General features: G+C 34.4%; 15 protein-coding genes. 13 read left to right on the top strand and 2 right to left on the bottom strand.

The annotated features are described in order from the left end of the window. Window positions 1-4: 4 nt before the first annotated feature. The 4 genes from BXU01_RS12860 (at window position 5) to BXU01_RS12845 (ending at window position 4,749) form a co-directional block, all read left to right on the top strand. A complete protein-coding gene (locus BXU01_RS12860) occupies window positions 5-1,267 on the top strand; it encodes a DUF5103 domain-containing protein (RefSeq protein ID WP_083693685.1) in 1,263 nt (420 codons plus the stop codon). A gap of 79 nt (window positions 1,268-1,346) precedes the next feature. Then, window positions 1,347-1,733, top strand: coding sequence for a Co2+/Mg2+ efflux protein ApaG (apaG, locus tag BXU01_RS12855; RefSeq protein ID WP_041517556.1), 387 nt, complete (start codon window positions 1,347-1,349; stop codon window positions 1,731-1,733). 155 nt (window positions 1,734-1,888) lie between these two features. After that, window positions 1,889-3,514 carry an L-glutamate gamma-semialdehyde dehydrogenase gene (gene pruA, locus BXU01_RS12850; RefSeq protein ID WP_083693568.1) on the top strand — a complete coding sequence of 542 codons (1,626 nt, stop codon included), beginning with the start codon at window positions 1,889-1,891 and terminating at the stop codon, window positions 3,512-3,514. Between the two features lie 491 nt (window positions 3,515-4,005). Further along, window positions 4,006-4,749 (top strand): hypothetical protein, encoded by a 744-nt coding sequence (locus tag BXU01_RS12845; RefSeq protein WP_083693567.1) that lies wholly within the window; start codon window positions 4,006-4,008, stop codon window positions 4,747-4,749. Between the two features lie 70 nt (window positions 4,750-4,819). Here the strand turns inward: BXU01_RS12845 and rsmG are convergent, their stop codons facing one another. Next, complete coding sequence (gene rsmG / locus BXU01_RS12840) at window positions 4,820-5,449, bottom strand: 16S rRNA (guanine(527)-N(7))-methyltransferase RsmG (RefSeq protein ID WP_083693566.1); 630 nt, start codon at window positions 5,447-5,449, stop codon at window positions 4,820-4,822. Window positions 5,450-5,556: 107 nt separating this feature from the next. Between rsmG and BXU01_RS12835 the strand changes: the two genes are divergently transcribed. From BXU01_RS12835 to BXU01_RS12795, 9 genes are all read left to right on the top strand, one after another. Further along, window positions 5,557-6,651, top strand: coding sequence for an acyl-CoA desaturase (locus BXU01_RS12835; protein WP_083693565.1), 1,095 nt, complete (start codon window positions 5,557-5,559; stop codon window positions 6,649-6,651). Between the two features lie 73 nt (window positions 6,652-6,724). Beyond that, complete coding sequence (locus tag BXU01_RS12830) at window positions 6,725-7,915, top strand: pyridoxal phosphate-dependent aminotransferase (protein WP_083693564.1); 1,191 nt, start codon at window positions 6,725-6,727, stop codon at window positions 7,913-7,915. A 381-nt stretch (window positions 7,916-8,296) separates the two neighbouring features. Beyond that, entirely contained in the window at window positions 8,297-8,755 is a 459-nt protein-coding gene (locus BXU01_RS12825; protein ID WP_055095047.1) for a PA2169 family four-helix-bundle protein, read from the top strand. A gap of 137 nt (window positions 8,756-8,892) precedes the next feature. Further along, on the top strand, window positions 8,893-9,486 hold the full coding sequence (locus BXU01_RS12820; protein ID WP_083693563.1) for a hypothetical protein: 594 nt from the start codon (window positions 8,893-8,895) through the stop codon (window positions 9,484-9,486). A 20-nt stretch (window positions 9,487-9,506) separates the two neighbouring features. Beyond that, window positions 9,507-9,908, top strand: a complete 402-nt coding sequence (locus BXU01_RS12815; RefSeq protein ID WP_083693562.1) for a hypothetical protein — start codon at window positions 9,507-9,509, stop codon at window positions 9,906-9,908. 129 nt (window positions 9,909-10,037) lie between these two features. Beyond that, complete coding sequence (locus BXU01_RS12810; protein ID WP_083693561.1) at window positions 10,038-11,909, top strand: U32 family peptidase; 1,872 nt, start codon at window positions 10,038-10,040, stop codon at window positions 11,907-11,909. A 481-nt stretch (window positions 11,910-12,390) separates the two neighbouring features. Then, the gene (gene purT / locus BXU01_RS12805; RefSeq protein WP_083693560.1) at window positions 12,391-13,551 is read left to right on the top strand and encodes a formate-dependent phosphoribosylglycinamide formyltransferase; all 1,161 of its coding nucleotides are present in this window, start codon (window positions 12,391-12,393) and stop codon (window positions 13,549-13,551) included. Window positions 13,552-13,553: 2 nt separating this feature from the next. After that, a complete protein-coding gene (locus BXU01_RS12800) occupies window positions 13,554-13,871 on the top strand; it encodes a DUF6370 family protein (protein ID WP_083693559.1) in 318 nt (105 codons plus the stop codon). Next, window positions 13,871-14,446: a Crp/Fnr family transcriptional regulator gene (locus tag BXU01_RS12795; RefSeq protein WP_083693558.1), complete on the top strand. Its 576-nt coding sequence runs from the start codon at window positions 13,871-13,873 to the stop codon at window positions 14,444-14,446. Before BXU01_RS12800 ends, BXU01_RS12795 begins: the two co-directional genes overlap by 1 nt. A 115-nt stretch (window positions 14,447-14,561) precedes the next feature. Here BXU01_RS12795 and aceA read toward each other — a convergent pair whose 3' ends face one another. After that, a complete protein-coding gene (gene aceA, locus BXU01_RS12790; protein WP_083693557.1) occupies window positions 14,562-15,842 on the bottom strand; it encodes an isocitrate lyase in 1,281 nt (426 codons plus the stop codon). Between the last annotated feature and the right edge of the window lie 85 nt (window positions 15,843-15,927).

Genomic DNA, 15,927 nt, shown 5'->3' with positions numbered 1-15,927 from the left:
TATGATGCTAAAATTTTTGTTTCAAAATCTACTGTTGGTTTTTATCTGTACTTTGGCGACAGCTCAGGAAGTGCAAAATGAGATTGATCCTCCTTATAATATCAAAACCGTTTCGTTTGTTCAAAACGGCAGTAATGTAGTTCCAATATTTGAATTAGGAGATACTTTTACATTTCAGTTTGATGATTTATTTGGCAATGAAGCTAATTATTATTTTGAAGTCGTTCATTGTGATTATAATTGGAAACCTACCGATATTCCTAAAACGGATTACATTAGTGGTTTTGACAATCAGAGAATTACTGACTATGTTAATTCTTTTAATACGCTTCAGGTATATTCTCATTACAGATTATCTTTTCCTAATCAATTTACCTCACAATTACGAATTTCAGGAAATTATATGTTAAGAATCCTGAATGAAGATAAAGATATTGTTTTTTCGAGAAAATTTATTTTATACGAAAATCATTCTACAGTTACGGCTCAGGTTAAGCGAAGCCGTGATGTTACTAATATTGATTATAAACAAAATCTGGATTTTGCAGTGTTATCAAACGATATTGTTTTTCAGACTCCATTACAAAACGTAAAAATTCTATTGTTACAAAATGGTAATCTTAATACAGCTATAAAAAACGTTCCTCCCCAATATACGATAGGTAATCAATTAGTATACAAATACAATAAAGAAACTCAGTTCTGGGGCGGAAATGAATTTTTATATTTTGAAAATAAGGACATTCGTGCCGCAAACAACAATGTAGGACGAATTGGTGCAAACAATGACATTTATAACGCTTATCTATATACAAATCAAGCAAGAGGCAACCAAATTTATTCGGTTTATCAGGATGTAAACGGAAATTTTGTGGTTAAAAACATAAATGCTTCCAATAATGAAATTGAAGCAGATTATGCCTGGGTTTATTTTAGTCTTTCGGCCCCAACTTTCAGATCAACATCCAAAGATATTTATATTACAGGAATGTTCAATAATTACAGTTTATCGCCAGAATACAAAATGGACTACAATACTGATAAAGGAGTTTATGAAAAAGCAGTCATGATAAAGCAAGGTTTTACTAATTTTCAATATACTATTGCCGATAAAAAAGGCGTTATTGATTATGAAAATGCTATTGACGGAAACTTTTATCAAACTGAAAATGAGTACACCATATTAGTTTATTACAAAGAAAGTACCGATCGTTATCAAAGAGTTATAGGAAAAGGAAATGCCAACTCCATAAACATCATAAATTAAAACATTGTTAAGGTTTTAGATCGAAAGATTTTTTTTTGTAGATTTGCACGTATAACGCACACATATATACTACTTTAGTATGGTTTCTCAGATAACACGAGGCATAAAAATATCTGTTTTGACTAGTTTTGAAGGTACTTACTTCAAGAACTACAAGATTCATTTTGCTTTTAGTTATGTGGTTACAATTGAAAATCACAGTAAAGATTCAGTTCAGTTAACCTCTCGTCACTGGGAGATATTCGACTCTTTAAATGATTTAGAAATTGTTGACGGAGAAGGTGTTATTGGAAAAAAACCGGTTTTAAAACCTGGAGAAAATCACACTTATAGTTCTGGTTGTCTATTATCATCTCCTTATGGCGCAATGAAAGGTCATTTTAACATGATCAATTTTACAACTACAAAAACATTCAAAGTAATTGTTCCTACTTTTAGAATGTGTGCTCCTTTTGCCCTAAACTAAATAGTGGCTTAAAAACTATATTTTTTATAGTTATCTTAATCATAATTTTGTCAAATTATTAATTTATCCTTTGTACTTTTGTGCAGCGTTAGATTATTCGTAACAAATCAAATCATCTAGCCCTTAAATTGTCTAATTATCTAATTTTAAATAAAATGCTAAAAGGATTCTTTCATGTACCAAAAGCGGTAAACGAGCCAGTAAAAGGTTACGCACCTAACTCACCAGAAAAAGCAGCCGTTCAGGCGGCTTACACAACATTGTGGAATTCTAAAATTGACGTTCCGTTATATATCGGAAGCGAAGAAATCAGAACTGGAAATACAAGAACAATATCAGCTCCTCACGATCACAAACACATTGTAGGAACTTATCACTTAGCGGAAAAACAACATATTGAAAAAGCAATTGCTAATGCACTTGAATCAAGAACAGCATGGGCAAACATGGCATGGGAACAACGTGCTGCTATTTTCTTAAAAGCTGCCGAACTTATTGCAGGACCATACAGAGCTCGTATTAACGCTGCTACAATGATTGGTCAATCTAAAAATATTCACCAGGCAGAAATTGATGCTTCTTGCGAATTGATCGACTTTTTACGTTACAACGTAGAATTTATGACTCAAATTTACGGAGATCAGCCAAAATCTGATTCTACTACATGGAATCGTTTAGAATACAGACCTCTTGAAGGTTTTATTTACGCAATTACTCCTTTTAACTTTACTGCTATTGCTGCAAATCTTCCTGCAAGTGCTGCAATGATGGGTAACGTTGTGGTTTGGAAACCAAGTGATAGCCAGGTTTTCTCTGCAAAAATCATCATCGATGTTTTCAAAGAAGCAGGTGTTCCTGATGGTGTTATCAACGTTGTTTTTGGAGACGCTTTAATGATTACTGATACTGTTTTAGCAAGCCGCGATTTTGCAGGAGTTCACTTTACAGGATCAACTCATGTGTTTAAAGATATCTGGGCTAAAATTGGTGCTAACATTCACCACTATAAAACATATCCAAGAATCGTTGGAGAAACTGGTGGTAAAGATTTTATCATTGCTCATCCAAGCGCTAACGTAAAACAAGTTGCTACAGGAATTACTCGTGGAGCATTTGAATTTCAAGGACAAAAATGTTCTGCAGCTTCAAGAGCTTATGTTCCTCAAAGCTTATGGCCAGCTGTAAAAGAACAATTAATTGCCGATGTGAAATCGATGAAAATGGGTTCTCCGGAAGATTTTGGAAACTTTATCACTGCAGTAATTCACGAAGGTTCTTTTGATAAATTAGCTGGTTTTATTGATCAGGCTAAAAAAGATGCTGATGCTGAAATCATTGCGGGTGGAAACTACGATAAATCTGTAGGTTACTTTATTGAGCCAACAATTATTGTAACTACAAATCCTAAATATACTACAATGGAAACCGAATTATTTGGACCGGTAATTACTATATATGTATATGAAGATGCTAAATGGGAAGAAACTTTAGAATTAGTTGATACTACTTCTGAATATGCTTTGACAGGAGCTGTATTTAGCCAGGATCGTTATGCTATTGAAGTAGCGACTACTAAATTGCAAAATGCTGCGGGTAACTTCTACATCAACGATAAACCAACAGGAGCGGTTGTAGGAATGCAGCCTTTTGGTGGAGCTAGAGCTTCAGGAACTAACGATAAAGCAGGTTCTGCATTGAACTTATTGCGTTGGGCTTCTCCTAGAACTATCAAAGAAACTTTTGTAACTCCGGAAGATTACAGATACCCTTTCTTAGGTTAATATTTAATTACAAGTTTCAAAGTTTAAGATTTTAGAAACTTTGTCCATATAAAAAGCCGAATCTTTTAATTAAGATTCGGCTTTTCGTTTGTTATCTATTGCTTTCAAAATTTTTCACAACAAATGTTTTTTAGATAAAATTGATTATAAAACTTCTCAACACTTATTAAAACACAAAAACAAATAACTCATTTACAATGTTTTAGTAGAAAACTTTATCCAAAACTATAAATTCATTTCAATAAATATAAATTTCAAAATCAATATTATTTTGTAATGCTTTTCTTATTATATTAACTATCAACACGATACATATTCAAAAACCTTATTCTGTTACTTAAAAAACTTATTGTAATACAGTAAAAATATTTGTCATCCTAAATTTACATCCGGTTTAATATGTGTGCTAAAACAAAAAAATCTTACCAGAAATAACTTGTAGAGAAGCACTTTTTAAACTGTAAAAAAAAATTCAGTAAAATAAGAAAACAATGAAAAATTTACAAAACACACCTTCAATAATTTTAGAATCTAAAAGTATTGGTCACCCAATTGATTTTAAATGGAATAAAAAAAAGATTAATCAATTTTTAGACCCATTAGAAAGAAATACAGAATTGGAAAACGCATTATTACAGATTAACCACAAAGCTTCAATGGGATTAACGGCAGCGTTACTTGAATGGGTAAACTGGCGTTTTAAAGGATATACAAAAATGAATGAAGAGACTCAAAAAAGAATCGAGGCTATATGGTGTTCTATTGATAATGTAAAAAATACAAGACCTTTAACTTTTGATGACAATTTTGACATACCGGCAGCCGGTCATATAAATGGAGCTCTCTGGATTGCGCTTATGAATGTAAGAATGATTGATGTGATGTATAGAAAAGGATCTTACTTTCTTCAAAGTGAACTTGTAGGATTGGTTTTATTAGTGCGTCATATTACACCTAAAAAAAGAGTATTTGATAAATGGCTTCGTACCATAATTATGGAATTAATACACCAGTATCCATCGCAATATTATAATGCGAATTTAGATGAAACAGATGAAGCAATATACGATTCATCAGATGAACCTGTAATTTGCCGCAATTTTTTCTTTGATCCTGAATTTCAACATTCAACTCAAGCATCAGAAAAAGCAATAAACGACTTAATACATAATTTAGATACTAAATCAAATCAATTCTGTGTTTCCCAAAAAAAGCATCATAATCAGGGAATCTGAATCTCAAATAAAAAACCCGACAATAATTTACAAATAATTAATGTCGGGTATTTAATAAGACAGATATAAATTAAACGCTAAACTTTAAGGGCAAGTGCACTACTTTTTTAGTTTCGAAAAATTCGTCTTCAAAAATAGTAGACAGGTCATATAAGGTTGCTTTTGGAAAATCTTTTAATTCTTCGGTTAAATCACCACCTTTCAGGTATAGAATTCCATTTTTCAAAGCATGTTTATGTTGCTTCTTGATTTTGTTTTTAATCCAGGAAACAAAATCCGGCATATTTGTTACAGCGCGGCTTACAATAAAATCAAAATCGCCTTTTACATTTTCAGCACGCAATTGTTCAGCTTTTACGTTCTTTAATTCTAAAGCATCAACGACACCCTGAACTACTTTTATTTTTTTGGCAATAACATCAATTAAATAAAAACGAGTTTCAGGAAAAAGGATTGCCAATGGAATTCCTGGAAATCCGCCTCCCGTTCCAACATCAAGAACAGTTGTTCCGGGTTCAAATTTCATGATTTTTGCAATTCCTAATGAATGCAAAACATGTTTAATATATAAGGCATCAATATCTTTACGTGAAATAACATTGATTTTTTCATTCCAATCGTGGTATAAAAAGTCTAATTTTTGAAATTGTTCGATTTGAATGTCGGTCAAATCAGGAAAATATTTCAGAATCTCATCCATTGCTCTAATTTTTTAACAAAAGTACTACTTTACAGTTGAAATATTTAACTCAATTTTGCAAATTGAAAATTTATAATAATTACCTTTGAAAACTATTTAAAACAATTATGAATAACACTGCGCCTACATTTGCTAAGCAAGACAATCTGAAGTTCTTCAGAACACTTAACTCACGAGTAAACAATTACTTCAAGGAGAACAATATTCAGAAAACTGGAAACTGGAAGCTGCACTTAAAAGCCGTAATTCTTTTTGCCGTTTTTCTTACACCTTACTTTTTAATACTAACTCTTGACATGCCATTTTGGGCACAATTGCTACTAAACATTCTTATGGGAGTTGGAATGGCAGGAATTGGAATGAACGTAATGCACGACGGAAACCACGGATCGTATTCTTCTAAATCGTGGATTAATAAAATCATGGGCGGAAGTATTTATGTTCTGGCCGGAAACGTTCATAACTGGCAAGTACAACACAATGTACTTCATCACACTTATACTAATATTCACGGTCATGACGAAGATCTTGATGCCGGTAGAATTATTCGTTTTACACAAAATGCCGAGTGGCACCGTTTTCATAAATTTCAACATTATTATTCTTTCTTTTTATATGGTCTATTGACTTTTAATTGGGCATTAACAACCGATTTTAAGCAAATGAAAAACTATCTTAAAAGAAAACTTTCTTACGGAGCACCGCAAAGTCCAACAAAATTATGGACAGTTCTTGTAATTACTAAAATTATCTATGTACTAATCTGGATGGCTTTGCCAATGATTTTAGGCGTAACATGGTGGAAAGTAGTCATTGGATTTTTTGTAATGCATTATACTGCAGGATTAATTTTAAGTATCGTTTTTCAATTGGCACACGTAGTGGAAGAGACTTCAAATCCAGTTCCTAATGAAGAAGGAGAAATGGAAAATACCTGGGCAATTCACCAATTGTACACAACGGCTAATTTTGCTCCAAAAAATAAAGTAATCAACTGGTTTACAGGAGGATTAAATCATCAGATTGAACACCATATTTTCCCGAATATCAGTCACATTCATTACGGAAAAATAGCCGAAATTGTAAAACAGACTGCAATCGAATGCAATTTGCCATATCATGAATTCAGAACCATGAGAGGTGCTGTCATAGCACATTACAAGCATCTAAAAGATCTTGGAATGAAACCAGAACTAGCATAAAACTAAAAAAATCTATTAATAATTAACCTTCCCTTAATTAAAGTTGAAATTAGGGACATTCAAAAATTTTATAATGAATCATATTCTTTCAGACAGAATCAACAACTTAGCAACATCACAAACATTAGCAATGGCTGCTTTAGCGCGTGAATTAAAAGCACAAGGAAAAGACATTATCAGTTTAAGCTTAGGAGAACCTGACTTTAATACACCAGACTTCATTAAGGAAGCGGTAAAAAAAGCAGTCGATGAAAATTACAGTACATATTCTCCGGTTGAAGGTTATCTGGAATTGAGAGAAGCAATTTGCAGAAAATTCAAAAGAGATAATAATTTAGAATACAAACCAACGCAAATCGTAGTTTCTACAGGAGCAAAACAATCTTTATACAACATTGCACAAGTAATGCTAAATGATGGTGACGAGGTTATTTTACCAGCACCTTACTGGGTTTCTTACTTCGAGATTGTAAAACTTTCAGGAGGAGTTCCTGTTGAAGTTCCAACATCTGTAGACACAGATTTTAAAATTACACCAGAGCAATTAGAAGCTGCCATCACACCAAAAACAAAAATGATGTGGTTTTCTTCTCCTTGTAATCCATCAGGATCTGTTTACAGCAGAGAAGAGTTAACTGCTCTTGCAAAAGTTTTAGAAAAACATCCAAATATATATGTAGTTGCTGACGAAATTTATGAGCACATTAATTTCTCAGGAACATTCTGCAGCATCGGTTCAATCCCGGGAATGTTAGAAAGAACGATTACTGTGAACGGAGTTGCAAAAGCATTCGCTATGACAGGATACAGAATTGGTTACATTGGAGCTCCGGAATTCATCGCAAAAGCATGTACGAAAATTCAGGGACAAGTAACTTCAGGAGCAAATTCTGTGGCGCAACGTGCTACAATTACTGCTGTAGATGCTGACCCAAGCGTATTAAACCACATGGTTCAGGCTTTCCACACACGTAGAGATTTAGTAGTTGGATTATTAAAAGAAATCCCGGGTGTAAAAATCAACGTTCCTGAAGGAGCATTTTACGTATTCCCAGACGTTTCTTCTTTCTTCGGAAAAACATTAAATGGAACAGAGATCAAAGATGCAAACGACGTTTCGATGTACCTTTTAGCCGAAGCTAATGTTGCAACTGTAACAGGAGACGCTTTCGGAAATCCAAATTGTATTCGTTTCTCTTATGCAACAAGCGACGATATCTTAAAAGAAGCTTTACGCAGAATCAAAGAGGCTTTAGCTGTATAATTACAGTAAATAATTTTATCAAAACGGCTTAAGGTTAAAAGTTTCATCACTTTTAAACTTTAAGCTGTTTTTTTATATGCTTATTTTGGGCGTGTTTCGTTGCGGCGAATCGGGCTATTCGATACAAGCTATCGCACTTCCTTCGTCAGGCTCTGGGCTTTTCGCTACTATCACTTACGCAAACCTTAAAACAAGAAAATTAAAACGCATCGATAACTTACACAATCCAATAGTTAGTGTAATTCGAGAATTCGCGGAAACTCAAAAACAACTTTCAAAATTCCCATTCCACAATATTATAAATCACAAGTATAATCCTGTAAAACACAACATGCTATTAGTCCCCATCTTTGTAATATAAAATTTAAAAAATTATTTATTATGATACATACAGATGAAACCACAGAAAAAGCAGTTAGTACATTAGAAGGATTAATTGCAATCCTTGAAGACGGAAAACTAGGATATACAAATGCCGCTGAACATGTAAGCAGTCCGGCTATCAAAACAGACTTTTTAGACTATGCTCGTGAGCGTGCTTTATTTATCGTAGAAATTCAGGACGAAATCAATAAACTTGGAAAATCAACAGATACTGCCGGAGGCGGACCATTGGGAGCCTTACACCGCGCATGGATTGACATCAAATCATCTTTTACAAGCGGAGATACTGAAGCTATCATTAATGCTTGTATTACAGGTGAAGAAGCTGCAATCGAAAAATATAAAATGGCGTTAGAACACAACCATCTTGATGGAAGTCAAATCGCAATTGTTTCTAAACAATTAAATAGTATTGAAAACACTTTGACTAAAATTAAAGCGAAAAAATTGTCATAATATTTGGCACTATTTTTTGAGAACGAAAACTACTTGATAATTTCTTATCAAGTAGTTTTTTTTTGTCTTTAGAAATTTAAAAATAAATCTTTACTTTCGCCCCAACTAATCAAAAATTCTTAAGCAAAAACCACTTTATGAATCTAGCTTTACACCATTCTCTTTTTATTATAATTATTGCTTTATTTTTCTCCAATCAGACAAAAGCACAGACTGAAGGTAATTCTATTAAAGGCAGTATAGGTTTTGCTTCAAGTAGCTCTTACTACATTGAAAATTACGGAAATCAAGATGATATAGATGTCATGGGAGGCGGTCTTTATCTACAAGGAGAATACATCATCGGATTAAAATCATGGTTTAGTATACGTCCATATGCAGGGGGTATATTTACATCTGTCGATAAAAATCAGAATTTACAAGGCCAACCTCAATACAAAGTAACAACGAATGCTTTTTTACTTGGAACAAAAGTTCGTTTTTGTGCACCAATTCCGTGGGTTGCCCCTTTTATTGAAGGAGGTATTGGGACTTCGATAGGTAAATTCGAAACATTTACACCAAACATTAATTTTAATAAAAGTGATGTTTTACTCCATATTCCATTTAATATTGGATTAGCAATTGGTCGAAGAAATAATTTTGAAATTGGTATTTCTGGCTATTTTCACCCAGCAGCTAAACAATCGTCTGGGATATTTGCTGTAGGATATAATTTTCCGTTAGATTAACTTAAAGAGCCTTAATTAATATGAAATATATTTTCTGCGTATTGATAGTTCTTTTTTTATTTACTGGCTGCAAAAAAAATGAATTAGAAAACATAAATATTAAATTTACTCATCAAGAGGCTTTTGATTCTAATTATTTAAAACGAAACGAAAATAAAAAAGCAGAGCTCATCATTACCAAAAAGACAAAAAAAGGCATTCAAATCATTGTTGAAAAATATGAAACTGGAGGTCTTAAATATTATGGAAATGCAAAAATAATCAAGAACACCTTATTTCTTTATTACTGGATTAATATTGATCCAATGGATATTTCAGCAGTATTGATTCCAAAAAGATTTATATATGAAATTAAAAACGTCTCGTACAATCAAGTCAAATTTGAAAACTTAGGAAATAAATTTGAAAATAATATAAATTAAAATTTTAATTCATTCCATATAACCCAACTATTTCAAAAAAAGTCCCTTCAGTATTAGCAAACTCGAAATATTTATAAGAACTTTGCAAACTTTTTTCCGTGAATACCACAGAAGCTTAAAGTCTTAAAAATGAAGAAGATCGAAATATTAGCTCCGGCTAAAGATTTAATTGGAGGAATGGCAGCCATAAATAGCGGTGCCGATGCAGTTTATATTGGGGCACCACAATTTGGGGCACGCTCAAATGCCAACAACTCTATCGAAGATGTTGCTGCATTAGTACAATATGCGCACTTATTTAATGCTCAGGTTTTTGTGGTTATGAACACCATTTTATACGACAACGAACTAGAAACTTGCCGTTCAATGATCTGGGAATTATACGATATTGGCGTCGATGCCCTGATTATTCAGGACATGGCGATTATGGAAATGGACTTACCTCCTATCGTACTTCACGCCAGCACACAAGCCAATAATCGTGATGCCGATAAAATTAAATTCCTTAAAGATGCCGGAATCAAACGTGTGGTTTTAGCGCGCGAATTGAACTTGCACCAAATTAAAACGATTTACGACCATGCCGATGTTGAATTAGAATTTTTCGTAACCGGTGCATTATGTGTATCCTTTAGCGGAAACTGCTATATGAGTGTGGCAAATGGAGAACGTAGCGCCAATCGTGGTTCTTGTGCACAAAACTGCCGTTTACCATATAACTTAATCGACGGAAACGGAGAAACTTTAATCAAAAACAGTCACTTACTTTCGATAAAAGATTTAGATATTTCAGAGCAAATCCCGAATCTTATTGAAGCTGGAATCGTTTCTTTTAAAATCGAAGGACGATTGAAAGATGTAGTTTACGTAAAAAACAACGTTTCTTATTTACGTCAAAAACTAGACAGTTATTTAGAAGGCGCAGGACGCGGAAAATACATCAAAGCTTCTTCCGGAACTTGTACTTATACTTTTGATTCTTCTTTAAACAGAACCTTCAACCGTGGTTATACTGATTATTTCGTAAACGAAAGACACAGTTCTATTGGTTCTTGGGAAAGCCCAAAATCAAAAGGTCAATATATTGGTAAATTAATCCGAACTGTTGGAAACGCTTACGAAATCGAAAACGGCGAATTATTAAACAATGGTGACGGACTTTGTTTCATCAACGAAAACAATGAAGCCGACGGAATTTACGTAAACAAAGCTGAAAACGGTAAAATTTATCCAAACGTTTTAAAAGAAGTAAAAGACGGAACTTTCATTTACAGAAATAACGACGCCGCTTTCATCAAAATTGTAGAAAGAGAAGACAGCGCCGTTCGTAAATTAAGCACGACTTTATTACTTACAGAAACAGAAACTGGTTTCGAGTTAATCGCAACCGATGAAGACGGAAACGTAAGCACCGTTACTTTAGAACACGCAAAAGAGCAGACTAAAACTGGCGAATCAATCGAAGAAAATATTAAAACGCAATTGGCAAAAACAGGTTTCACACCTTATACTGCCGATGAAATCAATATTATGTTTTCTCAAAACTGGTTCCTTCCTATTTCAAAAATCAACGAAATGCGAAGAACCGTTTACGATCAGTTGACTGAAATTCGTTTGGCAAACTACAAACGCGAAGAACACCAAATGGTAAAAACATCGCATCCGTATCCAGAAACCAAATTGGATTTCATGTATAACGTTTCGAACAAAACGGCTCGTAAATTCTACGAGCGCCACGGTGTTACCGAAATCGAAAAAGCATTCGAATTACAATGGGATCCAGGAAAATCTCGCGTAATGACAACCAAATATTGTATCAAATACGAATTAAAAAAATGTCCGATACATCAAAAAGATATTGTAGGTGTTAAGGTAAAAGAGCCTTTAGTTTTAAAACAAGGTGAACTTGAATATAAACTAAAATTCAATTGCAAACCCTGCGAAATGGAAATCTGGGAAAAAGATGCCGAATTTGAAATCGAGGAAGATCATTTTCATTAACATACAAAACCGATACTTTTAAGTGTCGGTTTTTTTTATTTTTATTTGGGCGTGACCACAAGGGTCGGGCTATCCACTCCAAGTCCTCGCACTTCCTTCGTCAGGCTGTGGACTTTCCACTTCTATCCCTCACGCAAATGGGTCAACAAGAACTTTTATATTTATAATTTCTCACAATCTTGTCATTTCGACGGAGGAGAAATCACACTCGGGATTCGACAAAGATTGGCGATTTTGATTGCGGAGTTTCTAGTGTGATTTCTCGTTCCTCGAAATGACAAACTGCATGGTTACTTTACCTAAAAATTAAATTTCCAATTAAAAAAAATCTGCTCGATCTGCAAAATCTGCGTGAAACCTTTATAAACCTTATTTTAACTTAAAAACAAAAACTTCGCGTTCTTCGCGTAATTCTTTGCGAACTTTGCGGTTAAAAACATTTTTCGCTACTTTTACTACTCCATTATTTACAAACTCCAAAATGAAAATACTACTCCTTGGTTCAGGCGAATTAGGCAAAGAATTTGTCATCGCTGCACAACGAATCGGACAAACCATAATTGCAGTTGATAGTTACGAAAATGCTCCTGCAATGCAAGTTGCACACGGTTTTGAAGTCATCAATATGCTTGACGGCGAAGCTCTTGACAGAATCGTAGCCAAACATAAACCAGATTTTATTGTTCCTGAAATAGAAGCCATTCGTACGGAACGTTTTTATGATTACGAGAAACAAGGCATCACCGTTGTTCCTTCGGCGAAAGCGGCAAACTTTACCATGAATCGTAAAGCTATTCGTGATTTAGCGTCAAAAGAATTAGGCTTAAAAACAGCCAAATATCAATACGCAACTTCAGCAGAAGAATTGCAAAAAGCCGTTCAGGAAGTTGGAATTCCGTGTGTTGTAAAACCACTAATGTCATCTTCCGGAAAAGGACAATCGACAATAAAAACCGAAAGTGATATCGAAAAAGCCTGGCAATATGCCGTTGCAGGTTCTCGAGGAGATGTAATCGAAGTTATTGTAGAAGCATTTGTAAACTTCAATTCAGAAATTACGCTTTTAACGATTACTCAAAATAATAATCCAACCTTATTTTGTGCACCAATTGGTCACAGACAAGAACGTGGAGATTATCAGGAAAGCTGGCAACCTGCTTTAGTTTCAGAAAAAGATTTATACGAAGCCCAAGATATGGCCGAAAAAATTACTGAAGCGCTTGGCGGAGCAGGACTTTTTGGTGTTGAATTTTTCCTAACCAATGACGGCGTTTATTTCTCTGAACTTTCTCCACGTCCGCATGATACTGGAATGGTAACTTTAGCCGGAACACAAAATTTCAATGAATTCGAATTGCATTTACGTGCTATTTTAAGTCTTCCTATTTTCGAAATTACTCTTGAAAAAGCCGGAGCAAGTGCAGTAATTTTAGCATCGGAAGATTCTAACAATCCCACTTTTAACGGAATAGAAAAAGTAGCAGCTTTACCTAAAACCGATTTCAGGATTTTTGGCAAACCAACTTCAAGACCTTATCGCCGAATGGGAGTTGTATTAAGTCACGATTCACTGGCAACTCCAATCGAGGAAATTGTTGAACGTGCCAAAACAACTTCAAAATTAATAACTGTAAATTCTTAAAAATGAAAAAAGCAATATTTATACTATTCCTATTTGTTGGAATCACAACGCAAGCTCAAAATAAAAAAACAACCGAAAAACCTCAAATTGTAGAAACTGCTTGCGGAGAATGTCAATTTGGGATGAAAGGTAAAAGCTGTGATTTAGCCGTTCGTATTGACGGAAAACCTTATTTTGTAGACGGAACTACAATCGACGAACATGGTGATGCACATGCCGAAGATGGTTTTTGCAATAAAATACGCAAAGCTTCTGTAACCGGAAGAGTAGAAAATGGTCGCTTTAAAGCCAATTCATTCACTTTGATAAAAGAAAAATAATGACGTTAATTCTTGAAAACATTTCCAAGCACGTTTCGTTGACTCCTGAGGAACAAGCTCTTTTTTTATCCAAAACCGAAACACATACTTACAAAGCCAAAACTATTTTATTAAGTGCCGGCGAAGTTTGCAAACACTCTTATTTTGTAAATTCCGGGATTTTAAGAAGCTTCAATATCAACGATAATATTGTCGAGCATGTTCTTTCATTTTCATGTTCAGGCTGGTGGATTAGCGATATGTATAGTTTCTTTTCACAAAAACCGGGACAGCTTTTCATCGAAGTTCTGGAAGATGCAGAAGTAGTTTCATTATCCAAAGAAAATCAGGAACAATTATATTTGGAAATTCCAAAATTAGAACGCTTTTTCAGAATTCTAATCGAAAATTCATTGGTTGCCAATCAACAACGATTAATGGATAATTTAAGTTTACCTGCCGAAGAACGTTTTGATAAATTCTGTCAAAAATACGGAACATTGGTTCATAAAGTTCCTCAAAAACAAATCGCTTCATTTATTGGCGTTACACCTGAATTTTTCAGCAAAATGAAAGCCAGACTTTTGAAAAAATAGTTTTTTTGCCACGAATTCACGAATTTTTATTCTCAAAGATTGTCGCAAAATAATTCGTGAATTCGTAGCTATAAAAAACAGAAAAGCCAGTTAATAAACTGGCTTTTCCTTTGAATTAAAATTGCTCTACCTCCGTAGAATGTTCCATCGCCGTTATCGTTGATTTTCCTATCATAACTGTATTCTGAACGGCATCGAAATAAGAAGTTCCTACGAACGCCTGATGTTTTACCGCTCTGAATCCGTTTTTCTGCAAAGCGAATTCTCTTTCCTGCAATTCAGAATATCCGGCCATTCCGCGTTCTTTATACGCTTTAGACAATTCGAACATACTCGTATTCAAAGCATGGAATCCTGCCAAAGTAATGAACTGGAATTTATATCCCATCGCAGCTAAATCTTCTCTGAATGTTTCCATTTCAGCAACTGATAATTTTGCCGCCCAGTTAAAAGAAGGCGAACAATTGTACGCCAACATTTTATCCGGAAATTCTTTTTTCATTGCATCAGCAAACTTTTTAGCATAAACTAAATCAGGATTACTGGTTTCCATCCAAATCAAATCAGCGTAAGGTGCATAACTCAACCCTCGTGCGATTCCCTGATCGATTCCGCTATTTACATAGAAAAAGCCTTCATTTGTTTTTTCGCCAGTAATAAATTTAGTATCTCTTGGGTCTGCATCGCTGGTTAATAAATTAGCTGCATCAGCATCTGTTCTTGCCACAATAAGCGTTGAAACTCCCATAACATCTGCTGCTAATCGAGCTGAAATCAATTTATTAATTGCTTCTTGCGTTGGAACCAAAACTTTCCCACCTAAATGTCCGCATTTTTTAGCAGAACTCAATTGATCTTCAAAATGAACTCCTGAAGCCCCCGCTTCAATCATTGATTTCATTAATTCGAAAGCATTTAAGTTTCCGCCAAAACCAGCTTCGGCATCCGCCACAATAGGAACTAAGTAATCTTTTTTATCTTCAACTCCATTTACGGTCTGAATCTGATCAGCACGTAACAAAGCATTATTTATTTTTTTTACCACCATTGGCACACTGTTTACCGGATAAAGTGATTGATCAGGATACATTTCTCCCGCCAAATTTGCATCAGCGGCAACTTGCCAACCGCTCAAATAAATCGCTTCTAAACCAGCATCGACTTCCTGAATCGCCTGATTTCCTGTCAACGCGCCCAAACCAGCAACATAATCCTGACTTTTTAACTTTCTCCATAATTTTTGCGCTCCCATTTTGGCAATAGAATGCTCAATTTGATACGATCCCTGAAGCGTCACTACTTCTGTAGCGGTATAAGGACGTTCAACACCTTTCCATCTTGGGTTCGTAATCCAATCGTTAATCAATTCCTGAATTCTGTCTTCTGTTGTTTTCATAAATAGTTTAGTTAAAGTGGTTAGTAAGTGTATAGTTTTCAGTCTCAGTTTTTAGTTTTCAGCTTAACTGGACTTATTTTTCTTT

Origin of the sequence: [Flexibacter] sp. ATCC 35103, assembly GCF_001975985.1 — a bacterium.
In the GTDB taxonomy this organism is placed as follows: domain Bacteria; phylum Bacteroidota; class Bacteroidia; order Flavobacteriales; family Flavobacteriaceae; genus Flavobacterium.
The sequence above is the reverse complement of the archived record's forward strand: the minus strand, read 5'-3'. Positions and strand labels throughout refer to the sequence as shown.

Excerpts from the sequence above, each read along its gene's own strand:
- BXU01_RS12845 (WP_083693567.1), top strand. The coding sequence starts at position 4,006 with ATGAAAAATTTACAAAACACACCTTCAATAATTTTAGAATCTAAAAGT.
- BXU01_RS12825 (WP_055095047.1), top strand. The coding sequence starts at position 8,297 with ATGATACATACAGATGAAACCACAGAAAAAGCAGTTAGTACATTAGAA.
- aceA (WP_083693557.1), bottom strand. The coding sequence starts at position 15,842 with ATGAAAACAACAGAAGACAGAATTCAGGAATTGATTAACGATTGGATT.
- apaG (WP_041517556.1), top strand. The coding sequence starts at position 1,347 with ATGGTTTCTCAGATAACACGAGGCATAAAAATATCTGTTTTGACTAGT.
- pruA (WP_083693568.1), top strand. The coding sequence starts at position 1,889 with ATGCTAAAAGGATTCTTTCATGTACCAAAAGCGGTAAACGAGCCAGTA.
- rsmG (WP_083693566.1), bottom strand. The coding sequence starts at position 5,449 with ATGGATGAGATTCTGAAATATTTTCCTGATTTGACCGACATTCAAATC.
- BXU01_RS12815 (WP_083693562.1), top strand. The coding sequence starts at position 9,507 with ATGAAATATATTTTCTGCGTATTGATAGTTCTTTTTTTATTTACTGGC.
- BXU01_RS12830 (WP_083693564.1), top strand. The coding sequence starts at position 6,725 with ATGAATCATATTCTTTCAGACAGAATCAACAACTTAGCAACATCACAA.
- BXU01_RS12800 (WP_083693559.1), top strand. The coding sequence starts at position 13,554 with ATGAAAAAAGCAATATTTATACTATTCCTATTTGTTGGAATCACAACG.
- BXU01_RS12795 (WP_083693558.1), top strand. The coding sequence starts at position 13,871 with ATGACGTTAATTCTTGAAAACATTTCCAAGCACGTTTCGTTGACTCCT.
- BXU01_RS12835 (WP_083693565.1), top strand. The coding sequence starts at position 5,557 with ATGAATAACACTGCGCCTACATTTGCTAAGCAAGACAATCTGAAGTTC.
- purT (WP_083693560.1), top strand. The coding sequence starts at position 12,391 with ATGAAAATACTACTCCTTGGTTCAGGCGAATTAGGCAAAGAATTTGTC.
- BXU01_RS12860 (WP_083693685.1), top strand. The coding sequence starts at position 5 with ATGCTAAAATTTTTGTTTCAAAATCTACTGTTGGTTTTTATCTGTACT.
- BXU01_RS12810 (WP_083693561.1), top strand. The coding sequence starts at position 10,038 with ATGAAGAAGATCGAAATATTAGCTCCGGCTAAAGATTTAATTGGAGGA.
- BXU01_RS12820 (WP_083693563.1), top strand. The coding sequence starts at position 8,893 with ATGAATCTAGCTTTACACCATTCTCTTTTTATTATAATTATTGCTTTA.